Source organism: Streptomyces sp. NPDC048192, from assembly GCF_043202415.1.
Classification (GTDB): domain Bacteria; phylum Actinomycetota; class Actinomycetes; order Streptomycetales; family Streptomycetaceae; genus Streptomyces.
Genome location: NZ_JBIDAL010000010.1, coordinates 200,705 through 216,411 on the forward strand (window position 1 = coordinate 200,705; position 15,707 = coordinate 216,411).

Below are 15,707 nucleotides of genomic sequence, written 5' to 3' on the forward strand. Positions count from 1 at the left end.
ACGTCGCCGCGCTCACCGTGGACGGCGACTTCGGGGCGGCGACGGACGCTGCGGTGCGTTCCTTCCAGTCGGCGCACGGGCTGAGCGTCGACGGCATCGTGGGCCCCGACACCTGGCAGGCGCTGATCGTCACCGTGCGGCAGGGCTCCACCGGCCAGGCGGTGTCGGCGGTGCAGAGCCAGCTCGACGCGCACGGCGCCGCGCTCACCGTGGACGGCGACTTCGGGGCGGCGACGGACGCTGCGGTGCGTTCCTTCCAGTCGGCGCACGGGCTGAGCGTCGACGGCATCGTCGGCCCCGACACCTGGCAGGCCCTGGTCGCCTGACCGCCGCCCGCTCTCCCGTCCCGTTCGTCAGAACTCTCCCGTCCCCGTTCCAGAGAAGAGGAGACACGCATGAACGAGTCACAGCCGCACGACCAGGTCATCGGGCGGCGCACGCTGCTGCGCGGCGCGGCCGGCGTGACCGCCGCGCTCGGCGCCGCGGCCGTCACCCTGGGCACGGCCGGCCCCGCCTCCGCGTACGGCTGGTCCCGCACCCTCCAGCAGGGCGCCTCCGGCTCCGACGTGGTCGAACTGCAGATCCGCGTCGGCGGCTGGGCCGCGTCCGGGGCCTCCCAGACGTACATCGCCTGGGACGGCGACTTCGGCCCGGCCACGGACGGCGCGGTCAGACGCTTCCAGTCCGCCTACGGCCTGAGCGCGGACGGCGTCGTGGGCCCGCAGACCCAGAGCGTGCTCAACAGCCTGGAGAGCGGCGACGGATCGACGGCGCACTTCGACTGGAGCGAGTTCACCTCGCACGACGGCTCCGGCTTCGGCGGCGGCAAGGTCGGCTCCGCCACGGTCAAGGAGAACGTGCGCCGGCTGATGTACAAGCTGGAGGCGCTGCGCAAGAAGGCCGGCGACAGCGCGGTCACCATCAACTCCGGCTTCCGCAGCGTCTCGTACAACTCCTCGGTGGGCGGCGCCTCCAACAGCATGCACTGCTACGGCGTCGCCGCGGACGTCGTGGTCTCGGGGCACACCACCTACCAGGTCTACAAGATCGCCGAGACCTGCGGGTTCTCCGGCCTGGAGGCGTACTCCCACTCCTGGCAGCACTGCGACAGCCGGGTCCAGTACCCCTCGTACGGCTCCGGCTCCTGGTGGTGGGAGAGCGGCGTGGTGTGACCGGCCGGGCGTTCGCGGCCCCCGGCACATGACAGCTGACAGATATTGAAATCTGTCAGCTGTCATGGCAGGGTGGGCGCCATGACGATGCGAACCCGAACCCTCGGAACCACCGGCCCCCAGGTCTCCGCCCTGGGCCTCGGCTGCATGGGCATGTCCGCGCTCTACGGCGACGCCGACCGCGCGGAGTCCATCGCCACCATCCACGCCGCTCTCGAAGCGGGCGTGACCCTGCTGGACACCGGCGACTTCTACGCCATGGGGCACAACGAGATGCTGATCGGCGAGGCCCTGCGCACCGCCCCGGCCGCCCTGCGCGAACAGGCCCTGACCAGCGTGAAGTTCGGCGCCCTGCGCGACCCGGAGGGCAACTGGAACGGCTACGACGGCCGCCCGGCTGCCGTGAAGAACTTCGCCGCCCACTCCCTCCAGCGCCTCGGCGTCGACCACATCGACGTCTACCGGATCGCCCGCCTCGACCCCGAGGTGCCGATCGAGGAGACCGTCGGCGCGATCTCCGAGCTGATCGAGAAGGGGTACGTCCGGCACGTCGGCCTCAGCGAGGTCGGCGCCGAGACCATCCGCCGGGCCGCCGCCACCGCCCCCGTCGCCGACCTGCAGATCGAGTACTCGCTGATCAGCCGGGGCATCGAGCGGGAGATCCTGCCGGCCACCCGCGAGCTGGGCATCGGCATCACGGCGTACGGCGTGCTCTCCCGCGGCCTGATCTCCGGGCACTTCTCCCGCGACCGGCAGCTGGCCGCGAACGACTTCCGCGCCCACTCGCCCCGCTTCCAGGGCGAGAACCTCCAGCACAACCTGAACCTGGTCGAAGCCCTGCGCAAGATCGCCGAGCAGAAGGGCGCGAGCGTCGCGCAGATCGCCATCGCCTGGGTCCTCTCGCGCGGCGAGGACATCGTGCCGCTCGTCGGCGCCCGCACCCGGGAGCGGCTCGGCGAGTCCCTCGGCGCGCTGGACGTCACCCTGGACGCGGCCGACCTCGCCGCCATCGAGGAGGCCGTGCCGGCGGACGCGGCGGCCGGCGACCGCTACCCGACCGTGCAGATGGCACACCTCGACAGCGAACGCTGACCGGGTGGCCGGGTACGGTCTAGGCATGGCACCGCCCGCAGAGACCCTGACCGCCGAGCGCATCCTCGAAGCGACCGAGGAGGTGCTGCGCCGCCACGGCCCGGCCAAGGCCACCGTGGTGGACGTGGCCCGCGCGCTCGGCGTCAGCCACGGCAGCGTCTACCGGCACTTCCGCACCAAGGCCGCGCTGCGCGAGGCGGTCACCAAGCGCTGGCTGGACCGGACGGCGGAGAAACTCGCCGTCATCGCCGCCGGGGACGGCACCGCGGAGGAGAAACTACGGGCCTGGCTCGCCGCACTGTTCGAGGCCAAGCGGCACAAGGCGGGCGACGATCCCGAACTGTTCGCCACCTACACGGTGCTGACCGACGAGAACGGCACGGTGGTCGGCGAGCACATCGCCGACCTGACCGGGCAGCTGACCCGGATCATCGCGGAAGGGGCCGGGTCGGGCGCCTTCCCGGTGCCCGACCCGGCCACTGCGGCCCGAGCCGTCTTCCAGGCCACCGGCCGCTTCCACGACCCCTGTCACGCCCGGGAATGGACCGTTCCCGGCGTCGACGAGGAGTTCACGGCCGTAGTGGACCTGCTGATACGAGGGCTGACGACACCCGCACGGTGAGCCTCGGGTGCGGGGGACGGCTCACCCGGGGGTCAGCTCACCTTCACCGTGACGGTGGGCGAGTGGACCTTGCCGGCCATGGTCGCGCTTGCGACGCGCAGCTTCTGGGAGCCGGTCTTGGTGAGCTTGGCGGTGATCGCGTACGAACTGCCCGTCTTCACCTTGCCGGTGGCCTTCAGCGGCACCCACTTGCCGTTCGTCTCCTGCTGGACGATCAGCGGGGAGCCGACCTTCAGGCCCTTGGTGCGCCCGGTCAGCAGCACCGTGTGACCGTGCTTCACCGAGGTCGGTCTGGCGGTGGCGGTGATCGACGCCATCCCTGCGGTCGGGCTGGCCATCGTCTTGGTGGGCGTAGGACTGGGACTCGGGCTCGCGGCGAACGCTCCGGCCGTTCCGCCGGAGAGCAGCGCCGCGGACAGGGCGCCGGCGCCGAGCGCGCGGCCGTAGTTGTGACGGAGTACCGAGGTCATGGTCGTCTCCTGTCGCTCGTGGAAGGGACGTCTCAAGGCTGACCCCGGTCCGTCACGCAGGCCACTCGAGTTGTCACGGTCCGTGACATTTGACCTCAACGACCCATCTGACCTGCGCTCTTACCCTCTTTTTCTTACCTTGACGGCTGCCGGGCGGCCGCCGGGTCGACCGTCGCCTGATGGGCCTCGGCCAGATGCTCCTCCGCCTTCAGCCACGGCAGGAACTGGGCCCCTCTGCGCCAGCCGCACGTGTCGCATCTGATCGTGCGCTGCACCCCGGTGCGCTGCACCCGGACCACGTGCTCCCGGCCGTGCCCGTCCCAACGGCTCACCTTGCTCGTGGTGTTGCCCTGCGCCATGACGCCTCCCGCTCCCTCGCGTCCGCGAACCCCGGCCGGACAGGAGTGTGCAGCACAACGAACATCAACAGGGGGAGCTTCACGCGGAGTTGTCCGAGCCGTGGCCGGGAGCGGGACCCTCCCCGCTCCGCCCGCCCGGCTCAGCCGACCTCGCGCGGCAGCCGCAGGCTGAGCAGCCCGGTCAGCACCACCCCGGCCAACTGCACCAGCAGCGTGGTGACCAGCGCGTCCCGCATCCCCATGCGCGGCACCAGGGTGAGGAACAGCGTGCCCAGCGTGGCCACGCCGAGCGCGAGCGCCGACTGCTGGGTGGTGACCATCACACCGCTGCCCACTCCGGCCCGGGCGGGCGGCACCTCGGACATCACGATCCGGAACACGTTGGGCAGTTGGAGCGCCTGCCCGGCACCGGCCACGGCGGCGCCCGGCAGCAGCGAGCCGAAGTCCAGGTGCGGCCAGTCCCGCCACGCCGCCAGCACGATCAGCAGCACGCCCACGCCCTGCACCACCGAACCGGCGGTCACGACCCGGGTGCCGTACCGGCCGATCAGCCGCGGCCCGGCGAGGGAGACGAACAGGAACGCCACGGCCATCGGCGCGAGTGCCAGCCCGGCCGGCACCGGACCGAGCCCCGCGCCCTGCTGCAGCGCCAGCGCGATCACGAACATGAAGCCGCTGAAGCCGATGGAGAACGGCAGCATCAGCACCAGACCGCGCCGCAGCGAGGCCAGCGCCAGCAGACTCGGCGGCACCAGCGGGGTCCGGCCCGCCCGGTCGGCCCGCCGCTCCACGGCCCAGAACGCCCCCGCGGCGAACGGGAACGCGGCCAGCGACAGCCAGGTCCACAGCGGCCAGCCCGCGGCCCGGCCCTCGGTGAGCGGGGCGAGCAGCGTCAGCAGGGAGGCCGCGAGCAGGACCGTGCCGGGCCCGTCGACGGGGTCGGGGTGCTGCGAGCGGGTCTCCGGCACCGCCCGCACGGCCAGGACCAGCCCCACCGCGACCACGGGCACGTTGACCAGGAACACCGACCGCCAGCCGGTCCCGGCCACGTCGGCGGCGACGAGGACCCCGCCGAGGATCTGCCCGGCGACCATGGACAGTCCGGCGGTGGCGCCGTACAGGCTCATGGCTTTGGCTCGGCGCGTGCCGCGGGTGGTGGCCTGGATGGTCGCGAGGACCTGCGGCAGCATCGCCGCGGCCGAGGCGCCCTGGGCGACCCGCGCCGCGACCAGGCTCCAGGCGCCGGGCGCCAGCCCGCAGGCCAGCGAGGTCAGGCCGAACGCGGCCATCCCGCCGAGGAACAGCCGGCGCCGTCCGAACAGGTCGCCGAGCCGCCCGCCGAGCACCAGCAGCACGGCGTACGCGACCCCGTACCCGGCCACGACCAGCTCCAGCACGGCCTCGCCCGCGGCGAGATCGGCGCCGATGGCCGGCAGGGCCACGTTGACGATGAAGAAGTCGACCAGCGGCAGCGCCGCTGCCAGCAGGACGGTGAACAGCCCGAGCCCGCCGAGCGCGGGCGGCGCGGCCGTCGTACGGACGGCCCGGGTGGTGACGGTTTCACTCATGTCCCCGAGCCTGCGCCGCCGCCCAGGGGGGTACCAGAGTGTCCTCATCCTGGTACAAGAACTACCTGGCAACAGGATCACGGACAGGGCACCCTGGGACCATGACGACCATGGCCACGGACCGGACCAGCCCCCCGCAGACGGCGAGCCGGGGCGGCTCGGAGATCCGGCGGCATGAACTGGCCGCGTTCCTGCGCAGCCGGCGTGAGCGCATCACCCCCGAGCAGGTGGGCCTGCCGCGCGGCGCCCGCCGCCGCACCCCCGGACTGCGCCGGGAGGAGGTGGCCCAGCTCTCCGCGGTCGGCGTGACCTGGTACACCTGGCTCGAACAGGCGCGCGACATCCAGGTCTCCGTGCAGGTGCTGGACGCCCTCGCCCGCACCCTGATGCTGGACGCCAGCGAACGCGCCCACCTGTTCCAGCTCGCCGGCGCCACCGACCCGACGCCGGCGACGAGCTGCCCGAGCGTGACCCCGGCACTGCGGCAGGTGCTGCGCCGGCTGGACCCGAACCCGGCCCTCATCCAGAACAGCCGCTACGACATCGTCGCCTACAACCGCACCTACGCCCTGCTCCTGGGCGACCTGGACGCGATCCCGCCCGAGGACCACAACTGCATGCTCCTCATCTACACCAACGAGGAGTGGCAGGGCTCGATCGTCCACCTCGAGGAGACCCAGCGCCTGATGGCCGCCAAGCTGCGCGCGTCCCTGGCCGGTCATCTCGGCGAGCCGGCCTGGAAGATGCTCCTGAAGCGACTGGAGGCGGAGTCCTCCGACTTCCGCGAGCACTGGCAGCGTTACGAGGTCGTCGGCAGCCGCACCCGGACCAAGGAGTTCCTCAACGCGCACGTGGGCCGCCTCAAGCTGGAGCACACCGACCTGTGGCTCGGCCCGGAGCAGGGCCCTCGCCTGGTGACGTACACCCCCGCCGACGAGGAGACCCGCGAGCGCCTGGAGCGGCTGTACGCCATCGCGCTCGCCCGCACCACCGCCAGGGCCTAGCCGGCCGAGGGGCGCTCGACGCGGCCGCGCCGCAGGGGGCCGGTGCGGGTGGCCGGCCGGGAAAACCGCTGTCCGGACGGCAGGGCGCGGTGATAGACAGCCGAGGTGGAAGAGACTCTGGAGTTCCCCGACCTGCTGCGGCTGATCGACGAGCGGTCGACCGCGTTCCGTGCCGCGGTCGCGTCCGCGCCCGGCCTCGACGCGCGGGTGCCGACCTGCCCCGAGTGGACCCTGTCCGACCTGGCGCGGCACCTGGGCGAGGGACGCCGCGCCTGGGCCGCCACGATCGCCGCGGGCCCGGCCGCCACGGCCAAGTCCGCACCGCAGGGCCCGGCCGCGCCCCAGGAGCGCGGCGCCCTCGTCGAGTGGCTGGCCGAAGCGACGCGGGAGCTGCTGGAGGCCTTGCGGGAGGCCGGCCCGGACCGCGGCTGCTGGACCTGGTGGGGCGCGTCGCAGTCGCCGCGGACCTGCGGCGCCGTCGCCCGGCACCAGCTCCAGGAGATCTCCGTGCACACCTACGACGCCCAGCTCACCGCGGGCGCGCCGCAGCCGCTGCCGGAGAGGGTGGCGCTCGACGGGGTCGAGGACTTCCTGTTCACCTGCTGCGCCACGACGGCCGCCTGGCCGCACCGGCCCGCCGTCGTCGACTACCACGCCACCGAGGGCCGCTCCTGGCGCACCTGGCTCTCCGCCGACGGCGCCCGGACCGCGCGCCTGCCCGCACCTGCCGCCGCTGAGCCCGGGGCGGCCGACGCCTCCCTGCGGGGCACGGCCGGTGACCTGGTCCTGGCCCTCTACGACCGCATCCCGCCGGACTCCCTGGACCTCGAAGGCGACGGCCGCCTCTTCGATCTGCTCCAGGCCTGGGAGCCGGAGGAGTAGAGCGGGACCCGGCGAAGGGCCGGGAACCCCTCGGCGCGGCCTAGCCGCGCCCCGGTGCTCCCACCGGCTGGCGGATCTCCGCCGCCTGGAGCTTCTCGGCCGTGCGCTCCGCCGTGCGGTGGGCCCAGGGGCCGCTGGTGAGCAGGCCGAGGACGAGGACGGCCAGGCCGCAGGCGGTGAGGATCCACCAGCCGGGGCGGGCCGCCGGGACGAAGGTGTCGCGGATGGCGGAGGCGTGGATGCCGGAGGCCAGCACCGCGCCGACCACCGCGACGCCGAGGGTCTGGCCCAGCTGCCGGCTCGTGGAGGCGACCGCGGCGGCGACGCCGGCCTGGGCGCGGGGCATCCCGGAGACGGCCGTGTTGGTGATCGGCGCGTTCACGAAGCCGAATCCGATGCCGAACAGGACGTAGCCGACGAGCAGGGTGGCGTTCGACGTCTCCGCCTCGAAGGCCGCGAAGAGGGCGCCGCTCGCCGTCATCGCCGTCCCCGCGATCAGCAGGGGCAGACGGGGGCCGCGGCTGCCGACCAGGCGGCCGGACAGGGGCGCGCACAGGAAGGTCGGCGCGGCCATCGGCAGCATCCACAGGCCCGCGTGCAGGGCGTCCAGGCCGCGGACGTTCTGCAGGTACAGCGTGGACAGGAACAGGAAGCCGCCCAGCGCCGCGAAGGCGCTGATCGCTATCACCGTGGCGCCGCTGAACGGGGCCGAGTGGAAGAAGCGCAGGTCGATGAGGGGTTCCTCGCGCCGCGGCTCGTACCAGAGCAGGCCGAGCAGGGCCGCGAGGGCGATCGCCGCGTAGGGGGCCACCGCGGCCGGGCCGGAGTCCGGCGCCTCGATGATCGCGTACGTCAGCGAGCCGAACAGGGCGATGACCAGGATCTGGCCGAGCGGGTCGGGCCTGCGGGCCTTGGGAGCGCGGGACTCGGGGACGAAGCGGAGGGTGAGCAGCAGCGCCGCGAGGCCCACCGGGAGGTTGATCCAGAAGATCGCGCGCCAGCTCACCGACTGCACCAGCAGGCCGCCGACCAGCGGTCCCGCCGCCATGGAGATGCCGACCACCGCGCCCCAGACGCCGATCGCGCGGGCCCGCTCCCGGGCGTCGGTGAAGGTGTTGGTGATGATCGACATGGCGACCGGGTTGAGCATCGAGCCGCCGACCGCCTGCACCATGCGGAAGATCACCAGCAGGGACAGGTTCGGCGCCAGCGAGCACAGCAGCGAGCCGACGGAGAAGACCACCAGGCCGGACATGAAGACCCGCTTGCGGCCGATCCGGTCGGCCGTCGACCCCGCGAGCATCAGCAGGGAGGCGAGGACCAGGGTGTAGGCGTCGATCGTCCACTGCAGGCCTGAGGTGCTGGCGTGCAGATCGCGCTGCAGGGACGGCAGCGCCACGTTCAGCACGGTGTTGTCCAGGCTCACGATCAGCAGGCTCATGCAGCAGATCGCGAGCACGAGCAGACGGCGGCGATGGCTCAACTCGGGCATGACGACAATCGTACGCTCAACTCGATAGTGCGTCTAACTAATAGTGTGCCTAATTGATGCGGTGTACACGATGATCGCTGCGGTCATCGTGCAGGGCCGGGGCGCGGACTCTCCCGGTACCCGCCCCGGCCGGAGGCCAAGCCGCCGCACCCCGCCGGTTCCTCGGCAGCGGCCTGCCGGGCCGGTCGTGCGGTGAGGGACAATGGGGGCTTGCCCCGTGTCCCGTGTCGTAGATCCGTCCCGGAGCCCTGTGATGACCCAGCCCCTGACCGTCGGCCCGCACGCCGTGACGCCGCCCGTCGTGCTCGCACCCATGGCGGGCATCACCAACGCGCCCTTCCGCACCCTGTGCCGTGAGTTCAGCGGCGGCAAGGGACTGTTCGTCAGCGAGATGATCACCACCCGGGCGCTGGTCGAGCGCAACGAGAAGACCATGCAGCTGATCAGGTTCGACGCGAGCGAGAAGCCCCGTTCGATCCAGCTGTACGGCGTCGACCCGGCGACCGTCGGCAAGGCCGTCCGCATGATCGCCGAGGAGGACCTGGCCGACCACATCGACCTGAACTTCGGCTGCCCCGTCCCGAAGGTGACCCGCAAGGGCGGCGGCTCGGCCCTGCCGTTCAAGCGGAACCTGCTGCGCGCCATCCTCCGGGAGGCCGTCAGCGGCGCCGGCGACCTTCCGGTGACCATGAAGATGCGCAAGGGCATCGACGACGACCACCTCACCTACCTCGACGCCGGCCGCATCGCCGTCGAGGAGGGCGTCACGGCGATCGCCCTGCACGGCCGTACGGCCGCCCAGCACTACGGCGGCACCGCCGACTGGGACGCCATCGCCCGGCTCAAGGAGCACGTGCCGGAGATCCCCGTGCTCGGCAACGGCGACATCTGGTCGGCCGACGACGCGCTGCGGATGGTGCGCGAGACCGGCTGCGACGGCGTGGTCGTGGGACGCGGCTGCCTGGGGCGGCCCTGGCTGTTCGCCGACCTGGTCGCGGCGTTCGAGGGGCGCACCTCCTTCGCGCGGCCGACGCTGCGGGAGGTCGCCGACGTCATGGTCCGGCACGCGACCCTGCTCGGGGAGTGGAGCGGCGACGAGACCAAGGGCGTGGTCGACTTCCGCAAGCACGTCGCCTGGTACCTGAAGGGCTTCGCGGTCGGCTCCGAGATGCGCAAGCGGCTGGCGATCACGTCGTCGCTGCAGGAGCTGCGGGCCGGGCTGGACGAGCTGGACCTCGACCAGCCGTGGCCGGCCGGCGCCGACGGGCCGCGCGGCCGTACCTCCGGCAACAACCGGGTGGTGCTGCCGGACGGCTGGCTGAAGGACCCGTACGACTGCGCGGGCGTCGGCGAGGACGCGGAGCTGGACACCTCCGGAGGGTGAGCTAGCCCTTCTTCGGGTGCGGGGTCGAGCCGTACGCCGTCAGGAAGCGGTCGCGGAACGCGCTCATCTTCCACACCGGGGCGTTGTGGGCGGGGCGCAGCCCGTCCGTCCAGCCCCAGGAGGCGATCTTGTCGAGGACCCTGGGGTCCTTGGCGACGATCGAGACCGGCACGTCACGGCTGGCGTGGTTGCCGCTGACCCGGGCGATGGGCTGGTGGTCGCCGAGGAAGACCAGCACGGTGTCCTTGCTGCCGTAGCGCGTCAGCCACTCGGTCAGCGCGGTCACCGAGTACTGGATCGACTTGCCGTACTCCTGGCGGGACTTGGTGGTGTCGGCGATGACGCCGGCCGGCTTGTTGCCGGCCGCCTGGATGCCCTTGAAGACCGACCCGTCGCCCAGCTGGTCCCAGCCGACCATCTTCGGGATCGGCGCCCACGGCTGGTGGCTGGAGGTGAGGATGAGCAGCGACATCCGCGCCTTGCCGTCGGCGGGCTTCTTGCTGTGCACCCGCTCCTGGTACTGCTGCAGCGCGTACTGGTCGGGCATGGTCGACCAGCTGAACTTCGGCCCCTTGTAGCCGAGTTCGAAGGCGTTGTAGACCTTGTCCAGGCCGTACCACTTCTGCTCCGGCCACGCCTTCTGCACGCCCGGCATGACCCCGACCGTGTCGAACGCGCCCGTCTTCCTGAACGCCTCGGTCAGGCTGAGGTGGTCGCTCGCCATGACCGTGCGGTAGCGCTGCTGGTTGCTGATCCACAGGCCCGACATGGTGGTGGAGTGGCCGAGCCAGCTGCTGCCTCCGTACGTCGCGGAGGTCAGCCAGCCGCTCTTGGCGTGGAAGCCCGCCTTGGCCAGGGCCTTGGTGCGGGCGTCGAGGGTCGCGTCGACGCCGGGCGCCATGATCGGGTCCTCGATCGCGCTGCGGCCGTAGCTCTCGATGAACGTGAAGATCATGTCCTTGCCGCGCAGATCCGGGACCAGCTGGCTGCCCGGGGTGTTGCCGAAGGCGTCGACCTTCGCCACCTTCTGGAACTCCGCCTCGTCCTTGAGCGTGGCCGACACCAGACGGGCCTGCGCCTTGAGCGCGTTGGCGGTGCTGTAGGCGGCGAGCGGCACGCCGGACACCTGCAGGCCCAGGGAGGAGCAGGTGATCCAGACCACCCCGGCGGCCAGCGTGCCCCGGGTCGCGATGCCGGTGTGCCGGGCGAGCAGATTGCTCAGCCGGACCATGGACAGCGCCAGCAGCAGGAAGAGGAGCAGCACCGCGGCGATCAGCCCGGCCACGGCGGCCAGCGTCTCCGTGCGGCCGAGCGAGTCCTCCAGATACGACTCCGCGTCACCGAACAGGCTCCAGTCCAGGACGACGTTGAAGCCGCGGCCGAGGTACTGCTTGAACCCCATGTCCAGCGCGTTCAGCACGGTCATCACGCCCAGCGCGACCCCGGACACCGCCGCCAGCGCCACCCGCGGCCGGCGCGGCAGCGCGATCAGCACGGCCGCGCCGATCACGGCCTCCGCCGGGATCCGCACGAACTGCCGCGGCTCCAGCCGGACCACGGAGTTCGGCATCACCAGCGCGGCGATCACCAGGGCGGCGGCCAGCACGGTGACGGAGACGGACACGCCCTGCGCCGCCGCGGGGTGCTCCTCGCGCCAGCGCCGGACACGGCCCCGCACCGCGGCCCAGGGGCGCGGCACGGAGCGGGCGCCGGGTACCGGGGGTGCGGACTGCTCCGGCTCGGCCTCTTCGGCTTCTGCTACGGCTGGTTCGCGCGTGCTCATGTCCTGGGACAACCCGGCGTCCTTCCCTACGTGACCCGATCCGCAGTCCCGTACGGCGACTCCCGGCCCCCTGTTCAGGGCACTGAGCAAACACCGGGCAAATACCGGCCCGGCAGAGGCGCTACACCCCGCCCATCGCCGTCAGCAGGGCGAGCGGCACCGCCGCCGACCGGGACTCGCGCACACACGCGTGCGGATACGGCACCGGCTCCGGATGCGTGTCCCTGCCGTAGCCGGCGAGCGCCTCCGGCAACCGGTGCCCGGCCGCCGTCGCCGCGTCCACCAGCGCGTGCGCCAGCGTCCGGGCCTCGTCGTGCAGGCCGTAGCGCGCGAGCCCCAGCGTGATCAGCGCGTTGTCGTGCGGCCACACGGAACCGCGGTGACAGGAGAGCGGATGGTACGCCGCCTGGCCCGCGGCCAGCGTCCGCACGCCCCACCCGGAGAAGAAGTCCGGCTCCAGCAGCCGCCGGCCCACGACCTCGCCGTACTCCTTGTCCAGCAGCCCCGACCACAGCAGGTGCCCGGCGTCGGACGCCAGCGCGTCGATCCGGCGGCCCTCGCCGTCCAGCGCGAGCGCCGGGAAGGAGTGCTCCGGCATCCAGAAGTCCCGCTGGAACCGGTCCCTGAGATCGGCGGCGGCCTGCTCCAGCAGGGCGCCGTACGTCTCGTCGCCCCACACCGTCCGCGCCAGCCACGCCGTGCGGCGCAGCGCGTCGTAGGCGTAGCCCTGCGCGCCCGCCGCCATCACCGCGCCGGTGGGCCGGGTGCCGTCGGCGCAGCAGATCGCGCCGGGGGAGTCCTTCCAGTTCTGGTTGGCGAGGCCGCCCTCGTCGGCGCGGTAGACGAGGTAGCCCCGCGAGGTCAGTCCGCCGTGGTCCAGCATCCAGCCGACGGCGGCCCGCGCGTGCGCCTGGAGCCGCAGGGCGGCCCCGGTGTCCCCGGTCTGTTCGACGTACGCGCCGAGCAGCACGAGGAACAGCGGGGTGGCGTCGACCGAGCCGTAGTACCGCCCGAACGGCACCTGCCCGAAGTGCGCCAGCTCGCCGTGCCGCACCTCGTGCACGATCTTGCCGGGCTGGGCGAGCGGGGAGGGGCCGGCGCCGGTGGCCTGGGTCGCGGCGAGCGCGAGCAGCGTGGCGGCGGCCGGCTCCGGGCGGTACGGCAGCGCGAACAGGGAGGTGAGCAGGGCGTCGCGGGCGAGCAGGGTGAGGAACCAGGGGGCGCCGCCGGCCGGGACCCGCAGCTCCTCGCCGTCCGGGCCGGTGGCCGGGACCTGGAGCGCGGCGAGGTCGGCGAGGCCCCGCGCGCAGGCCGCGGCCAGCTCCGGCCGACCGGTCGGGAAGGCCACGCCCTCCATGAACTCCCCCTCCAGCGCGAGGAGTTGACCATGCACGGCGGCCGGGTCGCGCGGCACCCGCACGGCCCGCCGCTCGCCGTGCGGACGGGCGATCACGCGCAGCAGCAGCTCGGTGCTGCCGTGCGGCGGCAGGTCCAGCGCCCACACCAGCCGCCGGGCGCCGGTGCCGGTCTCCTCCACGGCGTCGGGGGCGGGGTCCGCGGTGATCGTCGTACAGGACCGCCACTCGGCGCGCCGGTAGGTGAACTCGATGCCGTCGTCGAGGACCTGGCGGGAGCGTACGGCGCCGGGCTTGGCGTAGGTGCGGTGGTCCGAGCGGAGTTCGAACTGGTCGGTGAAGTCGGCGTCGGCGGTGACGGCGAGGCGGACGGTGGTGGGCACCGGACGGTTGCTGGTCACCCGCACGGACTCCACGAACGAGCCGTCGCCGACCGCCTGCCGGCGGAACAGGGTGTGCGCCGGGGGCTCCTGACGGCCGCCGCGCGGGACCAGGACGCAGCAGGGCGCGTCACTGTCGGTGACCGGGGCGAGAATCTCCGGGACGGCGCCGTCGACGGTGAGCTGCCAGCGGCTGAGGTGCCGGGCGTCCCGTACGAAGAACCCGTCCGGGGAGCCGCTGCCGCGGACCCCGCTGATGTCGCCCCGGTCGCCCACGGCGGCGAACGTCGCCCCGTGCACGAGCAGATGATGCCGGTCCGTCATCGCCGGATCCCTCCTTCGTCACTCCTGTCGAACGTGCCGGTGGCCGCCTCGGACACGCCCTCGCGCGCGCCCTTGAGAAGGTCTTGGTGCAGCTCGTGGTGCAGGTCCAGGGCGAGCGCCGCCGTCCAGCCGAAGCCGGTCGCGCCGCAGGCCTCGCCGGTGTACGGGTCGACGTACTCCGCGAAGCCGGTGGCCTCGGCGAGCTGCAGCACGGCCGCGCGCAGCGCGTCGGCCGACTCCTGCTCGCCGTGCACCCTGAGACCCCGCTCCAGCAGCCAGCTCGTGTTGAACCAGGCGGGCCCGCGCCAGTACCGGTGCGGGTCGAAGGCCTCACCGAGCAGGTCGTAGCTCGGCACCAGCCGGGTGCGGTCGCCGAGCCCGAAGTGCGGCCCGCACAGGGTGCGGACCAGCGCGGCGGCGATCTCACGCGGCAGCCCGGGCAGGAGAAGCGGCACCAGCCCCGACACACCCCGCTCGGGAACCAGCCCGCCCCGCGCACCGGGCACCCCCGCCGGCCCGTCCGGCCCGGGGCCCCTTTCCAGCCCGCTCGGGCCGTCGGTCCCCGGTGGGTTGCTCAGGCCGTTGGTCCACAGTGCGCTGCTCGGGCCGGGGCTCCGCTGCGGGTCGCTCGGGTCGCTCGCTCGCGGTCGGCCGCTCGTCCCCGGGCTCCGCTGCGGGCCGGTCGGGCCGGACGCCCCGGGGCGGTCGCTCCGGCCGGACACGTCCCGTCCGTCGTCCGGACCGGCCCCCCTCCGTCCACCGTCCGGGCCCGCCCCCCTTCGTCCACCGTCCGGACTGGACCCCCTCCGTCCGTCGCCCGGGCCGGGGCCGTCCCGCTCGGCCGCGTGCAGGTCCCGGCAGCGGAACATTCCGGCCGCCGGGTCCCACAGGCGGTCCACCAGCGCCGTCGTCAGCCGGTCGGCGCGGGCTCGGCGGGCGGCGCCGGAGGCGCCCAGTTCCTCGGCGATCCGGGCCAGGGCCTGTTCGGAGGCGATGAGCAGGGCGTTGAACGCCGGGTCCTCCACGGCGAACTCGCCCCCTCCGTCGGCGTACCCGGCGTCCCGGTAGTCGGCGGCCAGCCGCACGTACCGTCCGTAGTCCAGATCCGTCGGCCGGTCCTCGGGCGCGCCGTGGTCGAGGTCGGCGCGGCGGAAGGAGCGGGCCGGGGCCGGGGTGATCCGGGCGAGCGGAGCGTCCCAGCAGGGGCTGTTGTCCATGCCCTGCTCCCAGGGGTGGACCACGGACACCAGCCCGCCGCCGCCCAGGTCCCTGCGGTGCAGCAGATAGCGGTGCCAGGCGGCCAGCCGCGGGTACACCCGGGCCAGGAAGCCGCGGGCGCGCGACAGTTCGGGGTCGGCGCGGTGCACCAGCCAGGCCGCGAGCGCGTGCACGGGTGGCTGCACGATCCCGGACGTCTGTACGGTGCGCGGGGCGCCCGCCGCGCGGCCGGCGGTGGCGGAGCGCCAGAAGTCGGGGCTGGGGAAGTAGGCGTCGAGCGGTACGGAGGGGTTGAAGACGATGTGCGGCACACGCCCGTCCGCCCACTGGGCGGCCAGCAGCGTCTCCAGCTCGGTCTGCGCCCGCCGCGGCGAGAGGTGCCGCAGGCCGATCGCGATGAACGCCGAGTCCCAGGACCACTGGTGCGGATACAGGTTCCGGGAGGGGACGGTCGAGCCGCCCGTCCAGTTGGCGTCCAGCACGCGGGCCGCCTCGACGCGCAGGGAAGCGGTGGCCGGGGGAGCACAGGAGGTCCCGTACGGCGCGGGACGGACGGTGAGCTGCGTGCTGCGATCCACTCGGGGCTCCCCGAAGACGAAGAC

Annotated in this window: 14 protein-coding genes; 7 read left to right on the plus strand and 7 right to left on the minus strand. The window is 73.3% G+C overall.

The features are described 5' to 3' along the window. From ACGFZN_RS23160 to ACGFZN_RS23175, 4 genes are all read left to right on the plus strand, one after another. On the plus strand, positions 1–326 hold a 326-nt coding region (locus ACGFZN_RS23160; protein WP_393860357.1), incomplete at its 5' end, for a peptidoglycan-binding protein. Positions 327–395: 69 nt separating this feature from the next. After that, positions 396–1,172, plus strand: coding sequence for a D-Ala-D-Ala carboxypeptidase family metallohydrolase (locus tag ACGFZN_RS23165; RefSeq protein WP_393860358.1), 777 nt, complete (start codon positions 396–398; stop codon positions 1,170–1,172). 81 nt (positions 1,173–1,253) lie between these two features. Beyond that, positions 1,254–2,264: an aldo/keto reductase gene (locus tag ACGFZN_RS23170; protein ID WP_393860359.1), complete on the plus strand. Its 1,011-nt coding sequence runs from the start codon at positions 1,254–1,256 to the stop codon at positions 2,262–2,264. 25 nt (positions 2,265–2,289) lie between these two features. Then, entirely contained in the window at positions 2,290–2,886 is a 597-nt protein-coding gene (locus ACGFZN_RS23175; RefSeq protein WP_393860360.1) for a TetR family transcriptional regulator, read from the plus strand. Positions 2,887–2,918: 32 nt separating this feature from the next. Here ACGFZN_RS23175 and ACGFZN_RS23180 read toward each other — a convergent pair whose 3' ends face one another. The 3 genes from ACGFZN_RS23180 to ACGFZN_RS23190 form a co-directional block, all read right to left on the minus strand. Beyond that, a complete protein-coding gene (locus ACGFZN_RS23180) occupies positions 2,919–3,356 on the minus strand; it encodes a hypothetical protein (protein ID WP_393860361.1) in 438 nt (145 codons plus the stop codon). 134 nt (positions 3,357–3,490) lie between these two features. Continuing rightward, positions 3,491–3,715 (minus strand): hypothetical protein, encoded by a 225-nt coding sequence (locus tag ACGFZN_RS23185; RefSeq protein ID WP_393860362.1) that lies wholly within the window; start codon positions 3,713–3,715, stop codon positions 3,491–3,493. Between the two features lie 140 nt (positions 3,716–3,855). Next, positions 3,856–5,283: an MFS transporter gene (locus ACGFZN_RS23190; RefSeq protein ID WP_393860363.1), complete on the minus strand. Its 1,428-nt coding sequence runs from the start codon at positions 5,281–5,283 to the stop codon at positions 3,856–3,858. A gap of 101 nt (positions 5,284–5,384) precedes the next feature. Between ACGFZN_RS23190 and ACGFZN_RS23195 the strand changes: the two genes are divergently transcribed. Both ACGFZN_RS23195 and ACGFZN_RS23200 read left to right on the plus strand, forming a co-directional pair. Then, positions 5,385–6,287 (plus strand): helix-turn-helix transcriptional regulator, encoded by a 903-nt coding sequence (locus ACGFZN_RS23195; RefSeq protein ID WP_393860364.1) that lies wholly within the window; start codon positions 5,385–5,387, stop codon positions 6,285–6,287. Positions 6,288–6,392: 105 nt separating this feature from the next. After that, complete coding sequence (locus tag ACGFZN_RS23200) at positions 6,393–7,169, plus strand: maleylpyruvate isomerase N-terminal domain-containing protein (RefSeq protein WP_393860365.1); 777 nt, start codon at positions 6,393–6,395, stop codon at positions 7,167–7,169. Positions 7,170–7,209: 40 nt separating this feature from the next. Here the strand turns inward: ACGFZN_RS23200 and ACGFZN_RS23205 are convergent, their stop codons facing one another. After that, complete coding sequence (locus tag ACGFZN_RS23205; protein WP_393860366.1) at positions 7,210–8,661, minus strand: MFS transporter; 1,452 nt, start codon at positions 8,659–8,661, stop codon at positions 7,210–7,212. A gap of 253 nt (positions 8,662–8,914) precedes the next feature. Between ACGFZN_RS23205 and dusB the strand changes: the two genes are divergently transcribed. Continuing rightward, the gene (gene dusB / locus ACGFZN_RS23210; protein ID WP_393860367.1) at positions 8,915–10,045 is read left to right on the plus strand and encodes a tRNA dihydrouridine synthase DusB; all 1,131 of its coding nucleotides are present in this window, start codon (positions 8,915–8,917) and stop codon (positions 10,043–10,045) included. A 1-nt stretch (position 10,046) separates the two neighbouring features. Here dusB and ACGFZN_RS23215 read toward each other — a convergent pair whose 3' ends face one another. From ACGFZN_RS23215 to ACGFZN_RS23225, 3 genes are all read right to left on the minus strand, one after another. Then, positions 10,047–11,828 carry a CDP-alcohol phosphatidyltransferase gene (locus tag ACGFZN_RS23215; protein WP_393860368.1) on the minus strand — a complete coding sequence of 594 codons (1,782 nt, stop codon included), beginning with the start codon at positions 11,826–11,828 and terminating at the stop codon, positions 10,047–10,049. Between the two features lie 121 nt (positions 11,829–11,949). Beyond that, positions 11,950–13,887: a glycogen debranching N-terminal domain-containing protein gene (locus tag ACGFZN_RS23220; RefSeq protein ID WP_393860369.1), complete on the minus strand. Its 1,938-nt coding sequence runs from the start codon at positions 13,885–13,887 to the stop codon at positions 11,950–11,952. Then, positions 13,884–15,683, minus strand: coding sequence for a hypothetical protein (locus tag ACGFZN_RS23225; RefSeq protein WP_393860370.1), 1,800 nt, complete (start codon positions 15,681–15,683; stop codon positions 13,884–13,886). Before ACGFZN_RS23225 ends, ACGFZN_RS23220 begins: the two co-directional genes overlap by 4 nt. Positions 15,684–15,707: the final 24 nt, after the last annotated feature.

Bases quoted from the DNA above. Each gene is read 5' to 3' on its own strand.
- ACGFZN_RS23170 (WP_393860359.1), top strand. From the start codon at position 1,254: ATGACGATGCGAACCCGAACCCTCGGAACCACCGGCCCCCAGGTCTCC.
- ACGFZN_RS23205 (WP_393860366.1), bottom strand. From the start codon at position 8,661: ATGCCCGAGTTGAGCCATCGCCGCCGTCTGCTCGTGCTCGCGATCTGC.
- ACGFZN_RS23185 (WP_393860362.1), bottom strand. From the start codon at position 3,715: ATGGCGCAGGGCAACACCACGAGCAAGGTGAGCCGTTGGGACGGGCAC.
- ACGFZN_RS23220 (WP_393860369.1), bottom strand. From the start codon at position 13,887: ATGACGGACCGGCATCATCTGCTCGTGCACGGGGCGACGTTCGCCGCC.
- ACGFZN_RS23190 (WP_393860363.1), bottom strand. From the start codon at position 5,283: ATGAGTGAAACCGTCACCACCCGGGCCGTCCGTACGACGGCCGCGCCG.
- ACGFZN_RS23175 (WP_393860360.1), top strand. From the start codon at position 2,290: ATGGCACCGCCCGCAGAGACCCTGACCGCCGAGCGCATCCTCGAAGCG.
- ACGFZN_RS23215 (WP_393860368.1), bottom strand. From the start codon at position 11,828: ATGAGCACGCGCGAACCAGCCGTAGCAGAAGCCGAAGAGGCCGAGCCG.
- ACGFZN_RS23165 (WP_393860358.1), top strand. From the start codon at position 396: ATGAACGAGTCACAGCCGCACGACCAGGTCATCGGGCGGCGCACGCTG.
- ACGFZN_RS23195 (WP_393860364.1), top strand. From the start codon at position 5,385: ATGACGACCATGGCCACGGACCGGACCAGCCCCCCGCAGACGGCGAGC.
- ACGFZN_RS23180 (WP_393860361.1), bottom strand. From the start codon at position 3,356: ATGACCTCGGTACTCCGTCACAACTACGGCCGCGCGCTCGGCGCCGGC.
- dusB (WP_393860367.1), top strand. From the start codon at position 8,915: ATGACCCAGCCCCTGACCGTCGGCCCGCACGCCGTGACGCCGCCCGTC.